At 50.5% G+C, this 18,668-nt stretch carries 13 protein-coding genes; 3 read left to right on the plus strand and 10 right to left on the minus strand.

The genetic code is table 11. The annotated features are described in order from the left end of the window. Positions 1 to 44: 44 nt before the first annotated feature. Positions 45 to 698 carry an SDR family oxidoreductase gene (locus ACXAGC_RS06185; protein WP_474843330.1) on the minus strand — a complete coding sequence of 218 codons (654 nt, stop codon included), beginning with the start codon at positions 696 to 698 and terminating at the stop codon, positions 45 to 47. 389 nt (positions 699 to 1,087) lie between these two features. Here ACXAGC_RS06185 and ACXAGC_RS06190 point away from each other — a divergent pair, with 389 nt between their 5' ends. After that, complete coding sequence (locus ACXAGC_RS06190; RefSeq protein ID WP_474843332.1) at positions 1,088 to 2,599, plus strand: acetyl-CoA hydrolase/transferase family protein; 1,512 nt, start codon at positions 1,088 to 1,090, stop codon at positions 2,597 to 2,599. A gap of 66 nt (positions 2,600 to 2,665) precedes the next feature. Here ACXAGC_RS06190 and ACXAGC_RS06195 read toward each other — a convergent pair whose 3' ends face one another. The 3 genes from ACXAGC_RS06195 to ACXAGC_RS06205 all read right to left on the minus strand — a co-directional run bounded on the left by ACXAGC_RS06195 (position 2,666) and on the right by ACXAGC_RS06205 (position 8,180). Then, the gene (locus ACXAGC_RS06195) at positions 2,666 to 3,544 is read right to left on the minus strand and encodes a carboxylesterase family protein (RefSeq protein WP_474843334.1); all 879 of its coding nucleotides are present in this window, start codon (positions 3,542 to 3,544) and stop codon (positions 2,666 to 2,668) included. Positions 3,545 to 3,555: 11 nt separating this feature from the next. Further along, positions 3,556 to 5,169: a glucoamylase family protein gene (locus ACXAGC_RS06200; RefSeq protein WP_474843336.1), complete on the minus strand. Its 1,614-nt coding sequence runs from the start codon at positions 5,167 to 5,169 to the stop codon at positions 3,556 to 3,558. A gap of 101 nt (positions 5,170 to 5,270) precedes the next feature. Beyond that, entirely contained in the window at positions 5,271 to 8,180 is a 2,910-nt protein-coding gene (locus tag ACXAGC_RS06205; protein ID WP_474843338.1) for a TonB-dependent receptor domain-containing protein, read from the minus strand. 703 nt (positions 8,181 to 8,883) lie between these two features. Between ACXAGC_RS06205 and ACXAGC_RS06210 the strand changes: the two genes are divergently transcribed. Then, positions 8,884 to 9,939 carry a LacI family DNA-binding transcriptional regulator gene (locus ACXAGC_RS06210; protein WP_474843340.1) on the plus strand — a complete coding sequence of 352 codons (1,056 nt, stop codon included), beginning with the start codon at positions 8,884 to 8,886 and terminating at the stop codon, positions 9,937 to 9,939. 40 nt (positions 9,940 to 9,979) lie between these two features. Here the strand turns inward: ACXAGC_RS06210 and ACXAGC_RS06215 are convergent, their stop codons facing one another. From ACXAGC_RS06215 to ACXAGC_RS06240, 6 genes are all read right to left on the minus strand, one after another. After that, a complete protein-coding gene (locus tag ACXAGC_RS06215) occupies positions 9,980 to 11,176 on the minus strand; it encodes an MFS transporter (RefSeq protein ID WP_474843342.1) in 1,197 nt (398 codons plus the stop codon). An 18-nt stretch (positions 11,177 to 11,194) separates the two neighbouring features. Next, positions 11,195 to 12,514 (minus strand): mechanosensitive ion channel family protein, encoded by a 1,320-nt coding sequence (locus ACXAGC_RS06220; protein ID WP_119502407.1) that lies wholly within the window; start codon positions 12,512 to 12,514, stop codon positions 11,195 to 11,197. 80 nt (positions 12,515 to 12,594) lie between these two features. Beyond that, complete coding sequence (locus tag ACXAGC_RS06225; RefSeq protein WP_474843344.1) at positions 12,595 to 14,079, minus strand: AMP-binding protein; 1,485 nt, start codon at positions 14,077 to 14,079, stop codon at positions 12,595 to 12,597. A 14-nt stretch (positions 14,080 to 14,093) separates the two neighbouring features. After that, positions 14,094 to 14,930, minus strand: coding sequence for a p-hydroxycinnamoyl CoA hydratase/lyase (locus ACXAGC_RS06230; protein ID WP_474843346.1), 837 nt, complete (start codon positions 14,928 to 14,930; stop codon positions 14,094 to 14,096). 44 nt (positions 14,931 to 14,974) lie between these two features. Beyond that, positions 14,975 to 16,375 carry an aldehyde dehydrogenase gene (locus ACXAGC_RS06235; protein WP_474843348.1) on the minus strand — a complete coding sequence of 467 codons (1,401 nt, stop codon included), beginning with the start codon at positions 16,373 to 16,375 and terminating at the stop codon, positions 14,975 to 14,977. Between the two features lie 23 nt (positions 16,376 to 16,398). Further along, a complete protein-coding gene (locus ACXAGC_RS06240) occupies positions 16,399 to 17,736 on the minus strand; it encodes an MFS transporter (RefSeq protein WP_474843350.1) in 1,338 nt (445 codons plus the stop codon). 456 nt (positions 17,737 to 18,192) lie between these two features. Between ACXAGC_RS06240 and ACXAGC_RS06245 the strand changes: the two genes are divergently transcribed. Beyond that, positions 18,193 to 18,609, plus strand: a complete 417-nt coding sequence (locus ACXAGC_RS06245) for a Dabb family protein (protein ID WP_474843352.1) — start codon at positions 18,193 to 18,195, stop codon at positions 18,607 to 18,609. Positions 18,610 to 18,668 lie beyond the last annotated feature (59 nt).

Consider the following 18,668-nt stretch of genomic DNA (forward strand, 5'->3'; position numbering starts at 1 on the left):
ACAGGTGCAGAGTGCCAGCATAATTTACTACTTAGTATCCGTAATCAGTCCGGAACCAACGCGATGGCTTCCCTGACCGGAGTTTCACCTTCAGTCAGCTCGATAATTTTACGGCTGATCCCCTCGTTTTCGATAATAGCCAGCAACGTTTCAGCCACATCATCTCTTGAAATATCACCATATTTAATGGCGAGTCCGGCATTTACCTTTCCGGTTCCCTCTTCCAGCGTAAGCGTGCCCGGCCGGAGGATGACCCAGTCCAGCTTACTTTGCGCTAAGTAAACATCCGCCAGACGCTTCACCCGCATGTAGTTTTCAAAGGTTTCTGATATATGTTTGCCCCGGCCGGCATCCGGGAATACCGACACAAGAATGAAACGCTTCACACCGGCAGCCTGCGCGGCATCTACCGACTTTTCCAGTCCCTCACCGTCTACGGCATTCGTTAACTCCACACTGGCACCACCGGCACCGGCGGAGAACACCACGGTATCAGCGCCTTTCATTGCTGTAGCTAAGCTGTCGACGCTGGCATCTGTAATGCTAAGAAGACAGGGTTTCCCTCCCAGCCCGGTCAGGCTGTCGCTTTGTTCCGGCTTCCGGTGCATGGCCGTGACCTGATGGTCGGTGTCACTTAACCGCTTCACTAAACGTGAACCCACTTTACCTGCTGCACCAACAATAAATACGTTTGCCATGATTTACTCCTCTTTCAGATTATCGCCCGGCGTATGTCGCTCAGGCTTGCCCGTTTGGAAGAAGGGCAAAAAAATCATAAGTACAAGATTGGTACTCAGCGGAGTGAGGCAAGATCAACCGGTGCGATGAAACGTAGCCCTTTATTAAACATGAGCTGAAATTGTCTTCCAGCTATGCTTCACAAACCCTTACCAACAAAGGCCTGAAACCGGTTTTTGTTGGTAAAATTGCCCGTATACAACTGACGTCTTATTCCGTTCCCGTTAATTCGATGTAAAGTCATTGCTGTATTTTTTAGCAGCGGGCTTTCTTGTTCAATTGCTGCTTCCCCTCTTCTTTTTACTATCGCATTGGAATCTTTTATGAAAAGCGATTTACCGGAGTGATCATGTTTTCTGAATCCAGAATTTTGTGTCCGCAATTAAAAAATAAAGTGATGAGTGCTGAACAGGCTGCTGCATTCATCAATGACGGTGACACAGTAGGTATGAGCGGTTTTACCGGCGCCGGTTACCCAAAAGCCCTGCCGGGTGCCCTGGCTAAACGTGCAGAAACACAACGTCAGGCAGGCAATCATTTCCAAATCAATTTGTGGACCGGTGCCTCAACAGCGCCTGAGCTTGATGGTGCGCTGGCAGCCGTGGATGGTATTAACATGCGCTTGCCCTTCCAGTCCGACCCTGTTTGCCGCAAGCAAATCAATAATGGTCAGATGCATTACATCGATATTCACCTGTCTGAAGTTTCCCAATACGCCTGGTCAGGCTTTCTGGGCAAACTGGACATTGCTGTTATTGAAGTGACGGCTATTCATGAGGATGGCCGGTTAGTGCCTTCATCTTCAATTGGTAACAACAAAACCTGGATTGAACAGGCTGACAAGATCATTCTGGAAGTGAACAGCGGACAAAGTCTGAAACTGGAAGGCATGCATGATATTTATTACGGCACCGCCTTACCGCCAAACCGCAAGCCCATCATGTTAACCAAAGCCGATGACCGTATCGGCGATGCGTATTTTACTATTCCCCCGGAGAAGATCCTTGCCATCGTAGAAACCTCTGCCCCTGACAGGAACAGTCCATTTACGCCGCCGGACGCCTGCTCAAGACAGATTGCTGACCATATTCTCGATTTTTTCCGCTTTGAAATTCAGAAAGGCCGCTTACCCAAAGAACTGCTGCCATTGCAATCAGGCGTGGGCAACATTCCCAATGCCGTACTGGAAGGCCTGGATACCGGCGGCTATAAAAACCTGACAGCGTACACGGAAGTGATTCAGGACGGCATGCTAAAAATGCTCAAGTCAGGTACGTTATCAGTAGCCTCGGCCACAGCATTTTCACTCAGCCCCACAGCGCTGGACGAGCTGAATAAAAACATGGATTTTTACCGCGAGAAAATCATTCTCCGCCAGCAGGATATCAGTAATCACCCTGAGATCGCCCGCCGTCTGGGCGTCATTGCCATGAACGGCTTACTGGAAGCAGATATCTACGGGAATGTGAATTCCACTCATGTGATGGGCACCAGAATGATGAATGGTATTGGTGGCTCAGGCGACTTCGCCCGTAACGGATACCTGTCTATTTTTGTCACCCCGTCCACCGCTAAAAACGGCGCAATATCCTCTATCGTACCTATAGTGTCTCATGTGGATCACACCGAACACGATGTAAAAGTCATTGTTACCGAGCAGGGTCTGGCTGATTTACGGGGCCTGTCACCCCGTCAGCGGGCAAAAGTCATCATCGATAAATGTGCCCATCCGGACTACCGCGACAGACTGCACGACTATTTCGAAAGAGCCTGTGCCAGCGCCCGCGGTATGCATACCCCTCACATTCTCGGCGAAGCCCTGAGCTGGCATGAGAACTACGAACAGTTTGGTAAAATGTAAGTATACCTGAGAAAGCCGGTGATTGACCTGATCACCGGCGGATGTTGAGCCGGACACACCGGCATTTTATTTCTTCTGTGAAAACAACCATGGCAGTAGTCCGGGTTCTGCCAGAGCCGGATCCCAGCTGTTATGATTCACGCCCGGGTAGGTGGTGAATTTGACCGGATTGCCCTGTGCCTTTAGCCCTTCCACCATGCGAATGTTATATTCGGGGATCACCACCTGATCCACATCGCCATGGAATGCCCAGACGGGAAGATCAGAACGGATATTACCGGCAAGTTCAGCATTTGCACCGCCACAAATTATCACTGCGGCAGCGAAGGTGTCAGGCTTTCTGGCTAACAGCTCATAGCTGCCCATGCCCCCCATAGACAATCCCATCAAATACATGCGGGATGTATCCACGAAAGGCTGCTCTGACAACCAGTCAGTTATCGCCATGACGCCTTTAAGCGCGTCGGTGGCCGGCACGTCATTTTCGCCGGTATACGGATAGTCAAAACTAAAGGGTAACTGACTGCGGTCAGCGATGGCAGCGGCCCAGTAATCTTCTGCAGGCGCCTGAGGGAAAATAACGATGGCGGGAAAGTCGCTGCGGTGCTCTGCAAACAATTTACCGCCGTTGTTCAACTGCGCCTGATTGTCGTTGCCACGCTCTCCGGCACCATGCAGAAAAAGCACCACCGGATAGTTTTTTTGCGGATCAAATTGTTCCGGCAACATCATCTGATAAGGTGTTTTTGTGCTTCCGCTGTCAAAAACATTGGCTTCATAATACTGTCGCCAGACTTCCCCGGCGGCGGACTCCTGTGCACTCACATTCTCTGCCGCAGTTTTTTTTGGCGCCTGAACAACAGGCGTATTGTGAGTGGTACACCCTACCAGCAGAACACTCAATGCCACAGCACTGATTGAAAACTTAGCCAATCTTCCCATCATCTTTTTCCCTGTTAGTGTCCAATGGACTGAATGTTCGACTGTACTTTATGGTCGATAGTAAAGCCCAGCTTTTTCAGTCCCCGCTGAACATCTTTATCCTTCATAAAAGTGTTCCACAACAGAGCTGTCCGGTAGTTTTCTATCATACCTACAATAGGCCCCTGATCGATGGCCAGATAGGTATTTCTTACCTGGGTTTCCGGATTGTCTGACACACTTAAATTAATGCCGTCGAAAAAGCCCATCCGGCCAAACATGTGGCGGCCATGGTTACGGTAAAGGTTTTTCAGTACTTTCATCGACTCAGCCGGTGTATACGGCATAGAGGATAAGGCGGCCGTTGGCGAAATAGTGCCGTGATCCCGTTCAGCGCCCGGTGCATGTGCCGTATAACCCACCGGCACCATATCACCGGCTGTCAGCCCCCAGAGATCTTCACCATAGCCCTGCCAGCCAAAGGGATTATCAATACAGTACGCACGGTTTATCAGTGTATGGCGTTTGTTTTGCTCCCAGTAATTCGTGTAGCGATCACGCAAGCCTCTCGGATCCAGCCCCATGAAGCTATAATGAGCAAAGAACAGAGGGCCCCCCATGTTCACTTTATTACCCAGCGGTAATGTCATACCATAATAGGTTGAGTAGTTTCTGAATTCTTTGACTTCCCAGCCCCCCCAGCCTTCGTGGTAAGGTTCAGCGGAAATAGCATTAGTCGGGGATGACGCAGCAAGAATGTAGACAATCAGCGCCTCATTGTAGCCTTTGATAGGGTGATTCATTTTCCAGCCGTAATTTTCCGACCAGTGCCAGTACAGAATATCTTTGCCCTGTGTATACCATTCCCAGTCCATGTCTTCCCACAATGCAGTAATGCGATTACGTAAACGCTGCTCTTCTTTATCATCGCCGTTGAAATACTGACGGGCAGTCAGCAGACCCTGCATCATAAATGCGGATTCAACAATATCGCCGCCATCATCGTATTTACTGAAGTTAAAAGCATTCAAATCATCTGCGGTATACCAGTGTGCCCACATGCCCTTGAAACGCTCGAACTGTTCCAGGTGGTCTGTCATTTTGTTCAGTCTCGCCACAGCCGCCTTGCGGGTTACCCAACCCCGTTCCGCAGCAGTGATGATGGCAGCAATACCAAACCCTGTACCACCGGTTGTCACGATGTCACCATCCTGGTCCATGAAGGGGATGCGTTCCCGCGCCATGCCACTGGAAGGTTCAGCATGGTCCCAGAAATAGCGGAAAGTATAACGCTGCACCATATCCAGCAGCTCATCATCGGTAAAATCGCGGGTTTTGGCTTCTCCTGACGCCAGTTCTGTTTCTGTATCGCCGTTTACTTCCATAAGCCGGTATTGCAAGGTCAGATTAGTGCCCAGATCACGGACAAAATCCATGGCAAATGCACTGTTCGTTTCCAGTCGCGTGTGCCAGTTCTTGCCGTCCTGCGTTACCTGAACACGATAGCGGGTACCTTCTTCATGCAATGATTCCCAGTTCAGTTCTACGTGACTGTCGTAACCGGTTATCTGCCATCCGGCAGCGAATACGGGCAGATTAAATAAAGTGATAATGGCGAAAATTGCGCCGGAAAAGCGTTTACTGTTCATGCTGTCTGGCCTCTGATTAAGGTCATGTTTTTTATTGATAAAGTCGGGGCAGTCATGCTGCCCCGTTTTGAATTAAAATATCTGATGTTTGCGTTGTTACATCAGAAGCGCCAGCCTGCTGACAGCTTCAACTGACGTTTTCCGCCGTTAGTTGCCGCAGTCATATTCGGCTGCTGGAAGTTACTTTCATCAGGATTCAGATAGAACGTGTTGTAGTTATTTTCGTTAAACAGGTTCTGAACATCAAAACGAATCCAGGCGACGGAGTTCTCACTGATATAATCTGTCGGGAAGTCTTTACTCAGTGCCAGATCAAAGCGTGAATAGTCACTGGCCGGTGGCTCTGCCCGGCGGAAAGCACACTGGTCATTTTCATCACACAGGGTGTATTGATAAATAGTTTCAGAAGACCAGGTGTATTTGGCAGTGAGCGCCACATTCCAGGGTAAGTCGTAAGAACCGGTAAGCACAACCCGGTGATCAGGCACGCCTACAGACTTGTTCCAGCCGTAATCGCTGACTGACTCATAGTCAAAAGCATAGACTTCACTGTAAACACGGTTTTCTTCCGCATCAGTGAAGGTGTAAGCGATGTTCACGCCCCAGCCGTCTTTATGAGAACGGTTCAGTTTAAAGTAGAGGTTATTCGCGCGGGTTTCACCGTCGTTAGTTCCGATGATCAGACTGCCCCAGCCCGGAATACCGTATCCCCAGGGTGAGCCCCAGTTGGTGCCGGGTTGAAAAAATTCGCCGTCTGGCAAGCGGTTGCCCAGCAGCCAGTTAAAGCCATTTTTACTCACCGTTCTGGCAATACTGATTTCTGAGTTCCAGTCACCGAGCACACTGCGTACACCTAAACTCATTTGATCGGAGTACGGCATCTTTAAATCGTTAGGCAACAGATGACGGCTGCCCCTCACCTCTGTGCTGCTGATTAAAGAATCCAGCCCAGCCTGCGTGAGATAAACCGGGTCCCATGCCACACAATTTGACGATGAAGCATCACACTGATTAGCACTGTCACCCTGAAAGAAGTATTCCGCCGTAGCAAACGAACCGGAGCTTTGTTCCAGCTGCATAAAATCGAACTGATTACGATCATAGGAACGGCCATAGCCACCGAACAGCATATGGTTACGGTCTTCGTCCATCACATAACTGAAACCGAGACGGGGCTGCCATGCACCGGTGAAGTATTCTCTCTCGCTGCCGGTACTGATGTAATTTTCAATATCAAAATTGGCGTTCTGAATGTTCTCCCAACCCCTTAAGGCATCGACTAATTCATCCGGCGTCTGATAGTCTTTGTAGCTTGGGGTTTCTTCGTAATCCCAGCGGATCCCGATGTTCAGCGTTAACCTGTCAGTAACTTCCCAGTCATCCTGAATATAAATACCGAACTGACGGTTTTTCGCTTCTACAGCACCGCCCACTGAATCGTCTGCCGGGATCCCCCACTGCACGCGATAGGGCTGCACGATGTCGAAGCTGCCCTGACTATTGAATTCAACGTTGTAGTAATACTGCGGATTAATTGGCTGTTGCTGTATGGTGCGTAATTCGATGTCTTTGTATTTAAAGCCGGCTTTAATCACGTGATAACCGTGCCAGTCCAGATCAAGCCAGGTGAAATCGTTTTGGATCCCCCACCCTTTCTGACCTTTTTCCTGATAGTCCTGCCCGCCGCCGACGTTGATGATCGACTGCTGCGCTGCGGTCACTAAACGCATGCCGGGTTCATCAGTGAAAGCACGGGGGTTCCAGGCAGCATCTTCATAAGTCAGTCGGAATTCGTTCTGCCAGGCATCTGCTGTGTAGGTATATTTCATGTGATAACGGTGGTCCTTTACCTCGCGGTCAACACCGTATTCATAGGCATTGGCGCCGCCAAATCCGGATACATCACTTTCATCCCGTAATTTCACGGACAATTCCAGCGCCTGGTCAGCATTGATCATCCAGTCAATTTTGCCGAAAAACAGATCTTCCTCAAAATCAGAAGCAAAACGGCCGATCTGAGATGCGTATTCATCAGGCAAAGTGACAAAGTTAACCCCTTCTCCACCGATCACATCCTGAGGCTGGGCAATGGTTTTCTTCTCGTAAGATGCTAAAAAGTGCAACTGATCTCTGATAATGGGGCCGGCAAAGGTTGCACCGGCGTGACGGATGAGTGAGCGGGTTTTCCCCTGCGTTTCGTTTGGTTCAGCCTCACGGAGTCCTTCATCGGTGTAGTCGACAAAGAAATCACCTTCAAATTCGTTGGTGCCCGAACGGGTGACGGCGGTAATGGCTGTACTGCCGACCTGGTCATACTCGGCTTTGTAGTTTTGCGTAATCACCTTGTATTCGCCAATGGCACTTTGCGGGAACGGATTTCCCCGGCTGGAGTCCTGACCGGTGACACCGCCTTTAAGGACATAATCTTTCTGGCTCACCCCATCAAGAAACACGTTAACACTGCGCTGATGCTGAGCCCCGCCGCGCAGACTCACGCTGCCGTCTGACGAGGTATTTACCTGCACGCCAGGGGCAAGATCGGCAAAGGCCAGAAAGTTACGGTTATTCTGTGGCAGGCGCATCATCATTTCAGGGGTGATATTGGTGCCGATTTCTCCTCCGGAGAATGCCTCAATGCGGGTACCGGACACCGTGATGACTTCCATATTGTCATCTCCGCTGGCTGCCACATCAAAATTCAGTCGCGCTGTCTGCCCTACGCGAAGAGTGATTTCTTCAACATCACCGTCCACGATAACCTGATAAGTACCGGGTTTCAGACCAACAAACACATAGGAGCCGTCTTCACGGGTAGTGGTTTCACTGACATATCCCCGTTTGGTATCACGGGCCATGACCTTCTTGCCGGCCAACGATTCGGTGGTGCTCTCTACTTTACCCCGCAGAGTGGCTCCTTCAATCTGTGCCAGTGCCGGAAAACTGCTGATCCCCGCTGAAGCGATGGCAATAGTCAGGGCGCTGCGCTTCAGCCAGTGTGGTGTCTTCTTCATTGTGTCTCTCCATAAAATAGTGGCCGGCTTCATATCCACGATCCATCTGTTATGACCTGTTGCCGGTAACGCTCACTGAGCGGAGGATCTCTGTCCATTTTTGCTCAGCCTGGTCATGTCACTGTCGATACGCTTTCCCTGATTGCACAACTACCACTCTATGGAAACCGATTTCATCAACAAACCAATAAAACGCCGGATAGATCCAATGAAAACCAGGTGAAAAGGATACGATCCGGCGTCTGGGATCCAAATCTACATTAGCCTTTAGTCTAAAGTCAAATACAAAAAATTAACAAATCCGGTTCACTAAAATAACCTAAAAACCCGATTTAAATATTAAAATACATAAACTTACATAAATATGACCTTTACAAAAATGTTAATACGGATGAGGTAATAGAGAGGTTCATAAAACAGACAGGTTGGAAGGAAAAGACAGGCGGGCACTAAGCATTGCCGGAGAGTGCGGATATCATGACATAGTGTGATAAAGCAGAGAATTCAAAGCAAGCTATTGATTTACATTAATTTAAAGAATTAAAAAACAAATAATGAAACCGATTTCCATTACTTTTATTGCCTTTACTGTCCCGAACTGCCAAACTCACTGAAAAATATTACGTGCTGAAATACACAAAAGCTCAGTATCAGCCGGTTTTTCCTTATCCCGACAACCCGCAGAACAAAGAGGATCAGGCTCATGAATAAACGTTTGCCGGCCCTGTCGAAAAGTGGCCATAAAGAACTGGCAATGAGTGATATCGCCAGCAAAGCCGGCGTCTGCAAAGCGACGGTGTCACGGGCATTAAATACACCGGAGCGTGTAAGTGAAGCCACCCGTAATAAGGTGCTCGCCGTCGTCTCGGAAATGGGTTACACACCGAACAAACTGGCTGCCGGATTGCGTCAGGGAAAGTCGCGCAATATCGCCATTATGCTGCCGGATATTACCAATCCCTATTTTTCTCCGGTTATCCGCAGTATCGAGAACGTTGCTCACCGGCGGGGTTATTCAGTGATCCTGAACGATACGCAGGACAACCCGGTACTGGAAAAAACCTTCGCAGGTATGGTGAAGACCCGTCAGGTGGACGGCATCATCACGAATTCCAGCCGTATCCCCTTCGACATAGACCCGTCATTGCCCGTGGAAGAACAACTTCCTCCGCTGGTAAACGCATCTGAATTTACTGAAATTGGCGGGATCCCTAAGGTAGGCGTAGACAATTACCGTATCGGCGTAGAAGCCACGGAACACTTACTCCGGCTGGGTCACCGTCAGATCGGGATCATTGCCGGCCCTGATTCTATTAACAGTTCCCGTTTGAGAGAAACCGGCTTTCGTGATGCGATGAAGCAGGCCGGCATTCCGGTTGACGGGCGCCTGCTGTACCACGGTGATTTTTCCAGTCAGTCGGGGGTCGAAGGCGTACACCGTCTGATGCAGCAGCGCAACCGGCCTACCGCCATTTTCTGCTTCGGAGATCTCGCCGCCATCGGCGCAATGCATGCTTTAAGGGAACTGGAATATTGCATACCCGACGATGTATCCATTATCAGTGTAGACGGTATTGCTTTAGGCGAATATTGCGCGCCGCCGCTTACGACCATTGCCCAGCCAATGGAAGAAATTGGCGAAAAGATTGCTCATATTCTGCTGGATTTAATTGACGGTAACAGGCCGGCAGAACTGATGAATATTCTGCCCCATAAGCTGATAGTGAGGAAAAGTACCGGTCCTGTACCGCAACCCTGAAATTATTGCTGTCAGCGCCTGGCCGGTTGTGCAAAGCAACTTATACCTGCTGAACTTTACCTGCCGGCGCAAGGCGGTTTGCAGTGAGAAACAGCAGTGCAATTACCGCTGCACCGGCCGCGACAGCGGCACTGAAATAGAAACTTGCTACCGGAGATATGGCCCAGATTTGTCCGCCGGCAGCAACGCCCGCAGCCTGTCCGCCACCGATACATACAGCACAGTATAATGCCTGCGCTTTGCCTTCATGGGCAGTGTGCACGCATTGCTTGAACAGCAGCACCGCCACCGTATGAACTGCACTGAAAGACACGCCGTGGAGTAACTGCAACAAAGTCAGCTCTGCAACATTGCCTGCCTGCATCCCTGTTCCCAACCAGCGAAAGGCTGTCAGACACAGGCTCACCAGCAAAATGAACCGTAAACTGAAGCGGCGCATAACCCAGGGCATAGCGGCAAACATCAGTAATTCAGACGCAACAGCGACAGTCCACAGATTGCCGGTAACGGCCGCACTGATACCTTCCTGCTTGAGAAACAGACTGTAATAGCCGTAATAGCTGCCATGACTGAAGTTCACCAGAAAGAACACCACCAGCAACAACCACAGCACCGGGTTTTGCCAGATCCCGCCGGGCTGTTCCAGATTGCCGTCCGGTTGTTCCTTTACCGGCTGGTCGCGATTGACCAACGTCATCAACCATAATGTGAACAGCAAGCCGGCGACAATGTAAGGCAACAATGCCACAGAATAAAGATTGATGATCTGCCCGGTCAGCCACACAGCGCTTAAGAAACCGAAGGAACCCCACAGTCTTATTCTGCCGTAACGGTGAGGAGCTTTTCCCAGGTGATTCAGCGTGATAATTTCGAACTGGCCATTCAGTCCCTGCCAGCAGAACGCACTGGCACATACTGCCAGAACCAGCGCCCAGTAATGTTCAAAAAAGGCAAACACACACAGAAAAATCAGCGCTGCCACTAAATTTCCGGCACGGATAACACGCAGGCGGGAAGATGCGCGGTCACACACCTCGCCCCACACGTAGGGAGCAATGAGGGTTGTCACCATCTGCAGTGCGGTGAGCTGTCCGGTCTGCCAGGCGCTGTAGCCCAGCGACTCCATAAACAGCATCCAGTAAGGCAGCATTGTGCCGAGTACCGCACAGACAAAAAAATAAACCCCGGACAGCCGCCAGTAAGGCACGGCCGGTTCGGGGTTTCTGCTGGTAAACATCCTTGTTCAGACTCAGTGCTACGGGGTAGTGTTACTGAGCTTAATAGCGTCTTCGTTGATAACCCGCACTTCACGCTGCGGGAACGGGATCTCAATATCGTGTTCGCGGAGGGTTTCAAATACCATCAGCAGCAAGTCGCCGCCCACGCGGTTCTGACCGTCATCCACACCTTCCATCCAGAACTCAACGAACATGTTTACGCCGGAGTCACCAAAGCTGTCGATTTCACAATCCGGCCGGTATTCAATCTCCACATCATCGCCGCTGATCACCTGAGGATGTTCACTCACGGCATCTTTAATGATTTCAACCATTGAGCGGATATCCGTTCTGTAAGCAACAGAGAAATCAATCCGGTAACGTTGTTTTGAATCTTTGTGTGTCCAGTTTACCAGCAACGAGTTGATGAACTTCTCGTTAGGCACCAGGATATCTTTACCGTCGTAAGTCTCCAGCACCGCATAACGCATTTTAAATTCACGGACAAACCCTTTGCTGCCGTCGTCCAGTTCAACGTAGTCACCGACAGTTAAAGAACGGTCGAGCAGGATAATAATACCGGAGATAAAGTTCGACGCGATGGACTGCAAACCAAGACCAAGACCCACACCCACAGCACCACCAAATACGGCCAGCGCAGTCAGGTTAATTCCCATGATATTAAGCAGCAACAGGAAGATAACGCAGAACAGCGCCACTTCGAACAGCTTGGCGAACACTTCTTTGGTGGTGACATCCAGCTTCTTATGGTTGCGGATAATATCCTTACCCATGGAGTTTGAAGCACGGCCAAGCCAGAACAGTAAAATACCGAAAATCAGCACACGGGCGATACCGTAAGCTGATACATCAACGTTACCCACGCTGAAAGAAACGGTTTGCAGTGCGCCGATAACTTTAGGCAGCACATCAATCAGATGAAGGAAAACTATGGGGATCCCCACCCAGCGCAGAAACGCCGCAATCCCTTTATTGGAGACGAACTCACGGATGCAGGAATGAATGAAGATCAGCACAGCGATAACCACTGCGATTTCCAGCAGCCATGCATCCAGCTGATATTGTTTGCCCAGTACCGAAGTCAGTTTCAGTAAGGTGATAGTAATAATAGGAAATAATGTGCCGCCGAGACGATACACAAACATTTGCAGTGAGTGTGCGCCTTCTTTCGGCTCCTGCCGTGTCAGCACAAACAAACTGCGGATCTTCCTTGATACCAGCCATCCCACCAAATAAATCGCCAGCAACGCAGCAACCTGATACAGGAAACCGGGGCTTACCACCGCTTCCTGTACGTGCTGAAACTGACTTTGTAACTCTGCAACAAAATTTTCCATCAATAAACCTGTTTGAGGATTTTTAACGGGCTTGTTGTATCGTCATTTACCGGTGTGGTAAAGCTTTTCCTTATATTATTTCAATGTTCTGCGACCAGTGCTCTGAGTTCTGATTTAAGAATGTTCTTCCTGACCTTTCCGGCACCTGTACGGGGTAATGCGTCCAGCAACCGGACATGTTTGGGTAGTTTATAACGGGCCAGCCCTTTTTCCATTTCCCTTAATAAGCCTTCCTTATCGAAGGATTCATGACTCACCGACGGCACCACAAACAGACAACCGGATTCTCCCCACTTTTCGTCCGGTACACCTATCAGCGCACATTCCAGTATTTGCGGGAAACGCAGTGCTACAGCCTCAACTTCAGCGGGATACACGTTCTCGCCGCCGGAGATGAACATATCTTTGATGCGATCCACAATCCGGATATAGCCGTCCTCGTCGCTCACGCCAATATCACCGGTCTGAAACCAGCCGTCAGGTGTGAAACTGCGTTCATAAGCGCGGTGGTTCTTCCATACATCCACAAACAGGTTCGCACCCTTGATCTGTATTTCACCGGCTTCACCAAATGCCACCGGCTGATTACCCGGCCCGGTCAGCCGCACATCGATACGGTGTGTAGGTAAACCGACGTAACCGGCTTTCTGATCGATAATACGCATATCAAAACTCATCCCGAGCACGGTGCCGGCTTCACTCATGCCATACCCGTCCACGATGGGGATGCCGTCATTTAACCATGCTTTGATCTGTACTTCCGGATGAGGCGCACCACCGGTCAGCAGCGCTTTCAGTCCTGTCATTTTTGACGCATCAAAATGTGCCAGTTGACGAAGGGCATTGGCCATTTGGGGTACACAGAAATAATGACTGACCGCCAGCTCAGGATCACACAACCGGTCAAAGGTACGTGCCGGCTCGAATCCGTCAGAAATGATTAACCGCCCACCGAAGTAAAGCGCAGGACGCACACAGGAAATCAGGCCGATGACATGGAACATAGGTGTTTCGCACAAAAAGGTACTGTGTTCATCCACATGCCCCAGCAGCGCCATATTCTGCGTGGTTTCCATAATGGTTTGTTCGGTATGTACAATACCTTTCGGTAACCCTGTTGTGCCTGATGTGTACAGGATAAGCGAAGGTGCGGCTGCGTTCTCGTTACTGATAACAGAGGGTGTCAGTTCGCTGACCAGATCAGGCAATGTGGAAAGCGCTACATAGGGCAAACCGGCACGGTCAGCCTCTTTATCGCCACATACCAGCGAAGGCTCGCAATCATCCAGTAATTGCATCAGTTCTTCCTGAGACAAACGCCAGTTCAGAGGCACAAATAATACCCCTGCCCGTCCGCAAGCCAGATGCAGCGCCACGGTTTCAGCAGAATTTCTCGCCAGACAAACCAGCCTGTCACCCTTATGCACACCTTGTTGTGACAACCAGGTCACCAGGCGGGAAACGAAACCGTCCCACGCCTCATATGTCCAGCGACGCTGCGAGGTAATGTCGTATACCGCTTCGTCTCCGGGACGCAGACGGGCCTGAAAAGAGAGAAAATCCATGCTGCTCACTCCGCTTACTTCTGCTGACTCTTATCGTATGCACCCAGACCCGGCTTATAGGTCTTGTCATCAATAAACTGCTTGATGCCTTCTTTGCGGCCATCGTTATCGAAGCTGTTTGCTGCTTCCTGCGCACGTACCAGATAGTCTTCCGCATTGTCGTAAGTCATTTCTTTCACGCGGCGGATGGCATCTTTTGTGGCTTTCAGGGCGACCGGATTTTTGCCTTTCAGCACATCACATACCGTCTGTACGCGGGCTTTCAGCTCGCTCAGCGGTACCGCTTCGTTAACCAGTCCCCACTCAGCCGCAGTTTTACCGTCAATGTTCTCACCCATCATGGCGTGGTACATAGCTTTACGTAGTGGCAGCAAATCAGCCACGACCTTACTGGCACCGCCGCCCGGCAAAATACCCCAGTTAATTTCACTCAAACCGAATGTGGCTTCTTCGGCCGCAAATGCGAGATCACAGCCGAATAACGGGCCATACGCACCGCCAAAACACCAGCCATTGATCATGGCAACCGTTGGCTTGTGGTACCAGCGCAGACGGCGCCACCAGCCGTAAGCTTCTGACTGCGCCCTGCGTGTTGCGCCCAGGCCTTTCGCTTCGTTTTCTCGGAAATATTCTTTTAAATCCATGCCCGCACTCCAGGAAGTGCCTTCCCCTGTCAGCACCAGTACGGCTACATCGTCGCTGTACTCCAGCTCATCCAGTACCCGCATCATCTGGCGGTTCAGCGCCGGATTCATGCAATTGCGTTTTTCCGGACGGTTCAGGGCAACCCACGCCACCCCGTTTTCGATTGTCACCGCTACGGTGTTTGCTTCCTGATTTTCTGTACTCACAATCATTCCTTACTCAAAACGATAAAATTCAATACTTTAAAAAATTAAATGGGATAGTGGCCGGGTTCAGTTTCCACAGTGATCCAGCGCAGTTCTGTAAACTGGTCGATACCGGCTTTGCCGCCAAAGCGTCCATAACCAGAGGCTCCCACACCGCCGAAGGGCATTTGCGCCTCATCGTGCACAGTAGGGCCATTCACGTGGCAGATACCTGACCGAATTTTTCCGGCGACCTTCATGCCCCGTGCCGCATCGCGGGTAAATACCGCCGCACTCAGTCCGTACTCAGAATCGTTGGCAATTCGCACCGCATCCGCTTCGTCTTTTGCACGGATCATCGCCACCACCGGGCCGAAGCTTTCTTCACTGTAAATCGCCATGTCCGCGGTGACTTTATCCAGCACCGTAGCCGGCATTAGCACCGATGTAGCTTTACCGCCGGTAAGGATCACAGCACCTTTGCTGACCGCGTCGTCAATCAGCCCGTTGACCTTTTCAACAGTTTTCTGGTCAATCACCGCACCCAACGGGGTGTTCCCTTCACGGGGATCGCCGGTTTTCATGGTGGATACCTTCGCTGCCAGCTTGTCGGCAAAAGCATCAGCCACCGCATCTACCACAACCAGACGCTCGGTAGACATACAGATCTGGCCCTGATTCATAAACGCGCCGAAGGAGGCCGCTTTCACCGCTTCGTCAAGATCAGCATCGTCCAGTACCAGCATAGGGGCTTTACCACCCAGCTCCAGCAAGCAGGGCTTCAGATGTTCTGCTGCCCGTTTTGCGATAATGCGGCCCACGGCGGTTGAGCCGGTGAAGTTAATGCGTTTTACCGGTTTGGCATCAATCAGCGCGCCCACAACATCTGCGGCATCTTCCGGCGCATTGGTGACGATATTTACTGTATTTTCAGGGAATCCGGCTTCTGCCAGCGCTTCGATGATCAGCGAATGAGTGCGCGGGCACACTTCCGATGCTTTTAAGATCACTGCATTGCCGCAGGCAAGTGCCGTGGAAATGGCGCGAACACCCAGAATAATTGGCGCATTCCAGGGGGCAATCCCCAGAATGACACCAACCGGAACACGCTGAGCCATGGCAACACAGCCAGGTTTGTCAGACGGGATAACTTCACCGCTGATTTGTGTAGTCAGTGAGGCGGCTTCACGCAGCATGGAAGTTGCTAGCATCAGGTTGAACATAGCCCAGCCTGCAGTGGCGCCCGTTTCTTCCATCATGGCTTTGACGAAATCGTCTTTCTTACCTTCAAGGGCAATGGCAGCCTGAGACAGGATGGCACGGCGCTGGTTAGGGCCAAAACCGGACCAGATTTCAAAGCCTTGCTTTGCTTTTTCGGCAACAGCCTGCATGTGTGCACCTTTCATTGCCGGTGCCTCACTGGCAACTTCGCCGGTGAGCGGGTTTAAGCGGGTAAAGTTCATCATCACTCCGTTTTCCGGTGGATTAGTTATTTTGTGACGGCAGACAAAGAAGAATGCGTTGCTGTTCCCCGTCCGCCCTGTTTGTTGTTTAAGAAATAAATCGCCAGTGTGGCTACCAGCGCGCCTGTGCCCATGGCAATGGCGACACCCTGCAGGCTGACACCATTTGTGAAAAGTAGTCCGGCAACCACTGGGCTCAACGCCGCACCACCGCGACCGATGCCAATTACCACGCCCGTGCCGCTTGCCCGCACGTTCGCCGGGAACGCCTGTGCCATCAGTCCGTAAAGCCCCACAACACCGGCATTAGTGAAAAACCCTGTGGCTGCGGAAACCAGCGCCAGCGTGCTTAAGTCGCTGTAACCAATGCCAAATACCGACACCATCACGAAAGCCAGAATAAGTACCGGTATCATGGTGAGGCGTAAATTCAGCTTGCTGGTTAGCAGTCCCAGTAAGATGGCACCAACCGCACCGCCCAGGTTTGCCCACACCAGCACCTGACCGGCCTGTGCAGCACCAAAGCCCATGTCCACCACAATTTTCGGGATCCATTTTAGAATGAAGTAGAACGTCATGATTTGTGCAAAGTATGCCACCATTAACAGCAGCGTGAGCTTGCGCATTTCAGGCGAAAACAGTGTGCTGTAACTGGATTTTTTGGCTGATACTGCCGGCGCAGGCAATGCATCCAGCAGAGGCTTTTTCATACGCTCAAGCATATGATTGACCTTGTTCAGGGTGTTTTCTTTCGGATGGTTAACCATGTACAGCAGAGATTCAGGCAGCCAGAACGCCACCACCAGCATGAACAGACCGGTAATGCTGCCGCCGAAAATAAATACGGCACGCCAGGTGTGGGTTTCCAGCAACATTGACGCAATACTTCCGCCAAGCACTGCGCCGATGGGATAGCCGGTGGCCATGATAATGACGCAAAGGTTACGGCTTTTCTTATTCGCAAATTCCGATACCATGGCGTTTGTAGAAGCCAGCATTCCGCCAATTCCCAAACCGGTAATGAAGCGGATGATCAACAGTGTCATCACGCTATCGACGAACGCTGCACCAAACATACCAGCGGTCATCAGTACCAGACAAAACTGAATCGTAGGTTTGCGGCCAAACTTATCGGCAATGCCGCCCAGAAAAATAGAACCGAAGGCCATACCCACCAGCTCCATGGCCAGCACCACACCCAGCTCGGCGCGGTTAATCCCCCACTCTGCCGCAATTCCCGGCGAAGCAAAGCTGATAGCCAGAACATCAAAGCCATCCAGCGCATTAAGAGAGATACAAATGATAATTGCCACCCATTGCACAGGGCTCAGTTTGGAATCATCAAGAATTGCAGTTAAAGACATAGTGACCATCCTCTAAGTCACATACGCAAAAAGAAAACAAGGTGTCAGGCGTAAATGACTTGTGTAATCGTTAAACACGATATTAACAATTAAACACATTCTGAGAATGGCATAAAGTGACTAATTACTTTGCAAAAAGTGACGCTATATATTTTATGCAAAGAATTTTAAAATTTGCTGTCAGCCAGAAGCTGTTGTTAAGGTCCTTTGCGGACTGCCCAGTGGAGACCCGGAAGGCTCAAGCGGAACCGGTGAAGCCATGATACGATACGGGCGTATCAGCGGCAGCCAGTGCCATCTTATTACAGACCGATCATTTCCATCCTAAAGTGTCATCTTACACTTGTCGCTGTAAACCTGACTTCTGTCTGCTTCGTGAGCACAGTATGATTGCATAGCATGATTGTCGCCTTTACACTCAGTGACACTTTGCCTGAAAATTTACAAGGATTATCAATGACGGACTCTTCCCGCAGACAATTTATGACCACCGCCGGAGCATTGGCAGCCGCCGCGGCCCTGCCCGCTTCTGCGCAAGCTGCCTCATCAAACTGCTCGCTGGATGCGCCCGTACTCCACATAGTGTATTTCTGGCTGGCAAATCCGGACTCAGCGGAAGATAAAGCGATACTGATTAAAGGTTTGAAATCTCTTCAGGCTATTCCTCAGGTTCAGGCGCTGCACGTAGGTGTACCGGCCTCTACCCTGAAGCGGGATGTGATTGACAATAGTTTTCACGTGTCTGAATTAATGATATTCAACTCTGTAGAAGATCAGGATGCGTATCAAACCCACCCGGTTCACCTGAAGTTCGTAGAAGAATGCTCGCACCTGTGGGAACGTGTTGTGGTTCATGACTCATTGTCAGCCTGACTTGAGCCTGACCGCTGCCGGCCAGAGTAGAAAGATCCATTTTTTTCTTTAACAGGTCA

It is taken from the genome of Alteromonas sp. AWJ4_197, from assembly GCF_056160285.1.

Coding starts and splice junctions, on each gene's coding strand:
- ACXAGC_RS06240 (WP_474843350.1), bottom strand. CDS start 17,736: ATGTCTTTAACTGCAATTCTTGATGATTCCAAACTGAGCCCTGTGCAA.
- ACXAGC_RS06225 (WP_474843344.1), bottom strand. CDS start 14,079: ATGGATTTTCTCTCTTTTCAGGCCCGTCTGCGTCCCGGAGACGAAGCG.
- ACXAGC_RS06235 (WP_474843348.1), bottom strand. CDS start 16,375: ATGATGAACTTTACCCGCTTAAACCCGCTCACCGGCGAAGTTGCCAGT.
- ACXAGC_RS06205 (WP_474843338.1), bottom strand. CDS start 8,180: ATGAAGAAGACACCACACTGGCTGAAGCGCAGCGCCCTGACTATTGCC.
- ACXAGC_RS06220 (WP_119502407.1), bottom strand. CDS start 12,514: ATGGAAAATTTTGTTGCAGAGTTACAAAGTCAGTTTCAGCACGTACAG.
- ACXAGC_RS06210 (WP_474843340.1), top strand. CDS start 8,884: ATGAATAAACGTTTGCCGGCCCTGTCGAAAAGTGGCCATAAAGAACTG.
- ACXAGC_RS06195 (WP_474843334.1), bottom strand. CDS start 3,544: ATGATGGGAAGATTGGCTAAGTTTTCAATCAGTGCTGTGGCATTGAGT.
- ACXAGC_RS06245 (WP_474843352.1), top strand. CDS start 18,193: ATGACGGACTCTTCCCGCAGACAATTTATGACCACCGCCGGAGCATTG.
- ACXAGC_RS06185 (WP_474843330.1), bottom strand. CDS start 698: ATGGCAAACGTATTTATTGTTGGTGCAGCAGGTAAAGTGGGTTCACGT.
- ACXAGC_RS06215 (WP_474843342.1), bottom strand. CDS start 11,176: ATGTTTACCAGCAGAAACCCCGAACCGGCCGTGCCTTACTGGCGGCTG.
- ACXAGC_RS06200 (WP_474843336.1), bottom strand. CDS start 5,169: ATGAACAGTAAACGCTTTTCCGGCGCAATTTTCGCCATTATCACTTTA.
- ACXAGC_RS06190 (WP_474843332.1), top strand. CDS start 1,088: ATGTTTTCTGAATCCAGAATTTTGTGTCCGCAATTAAAAAATAAAGTG.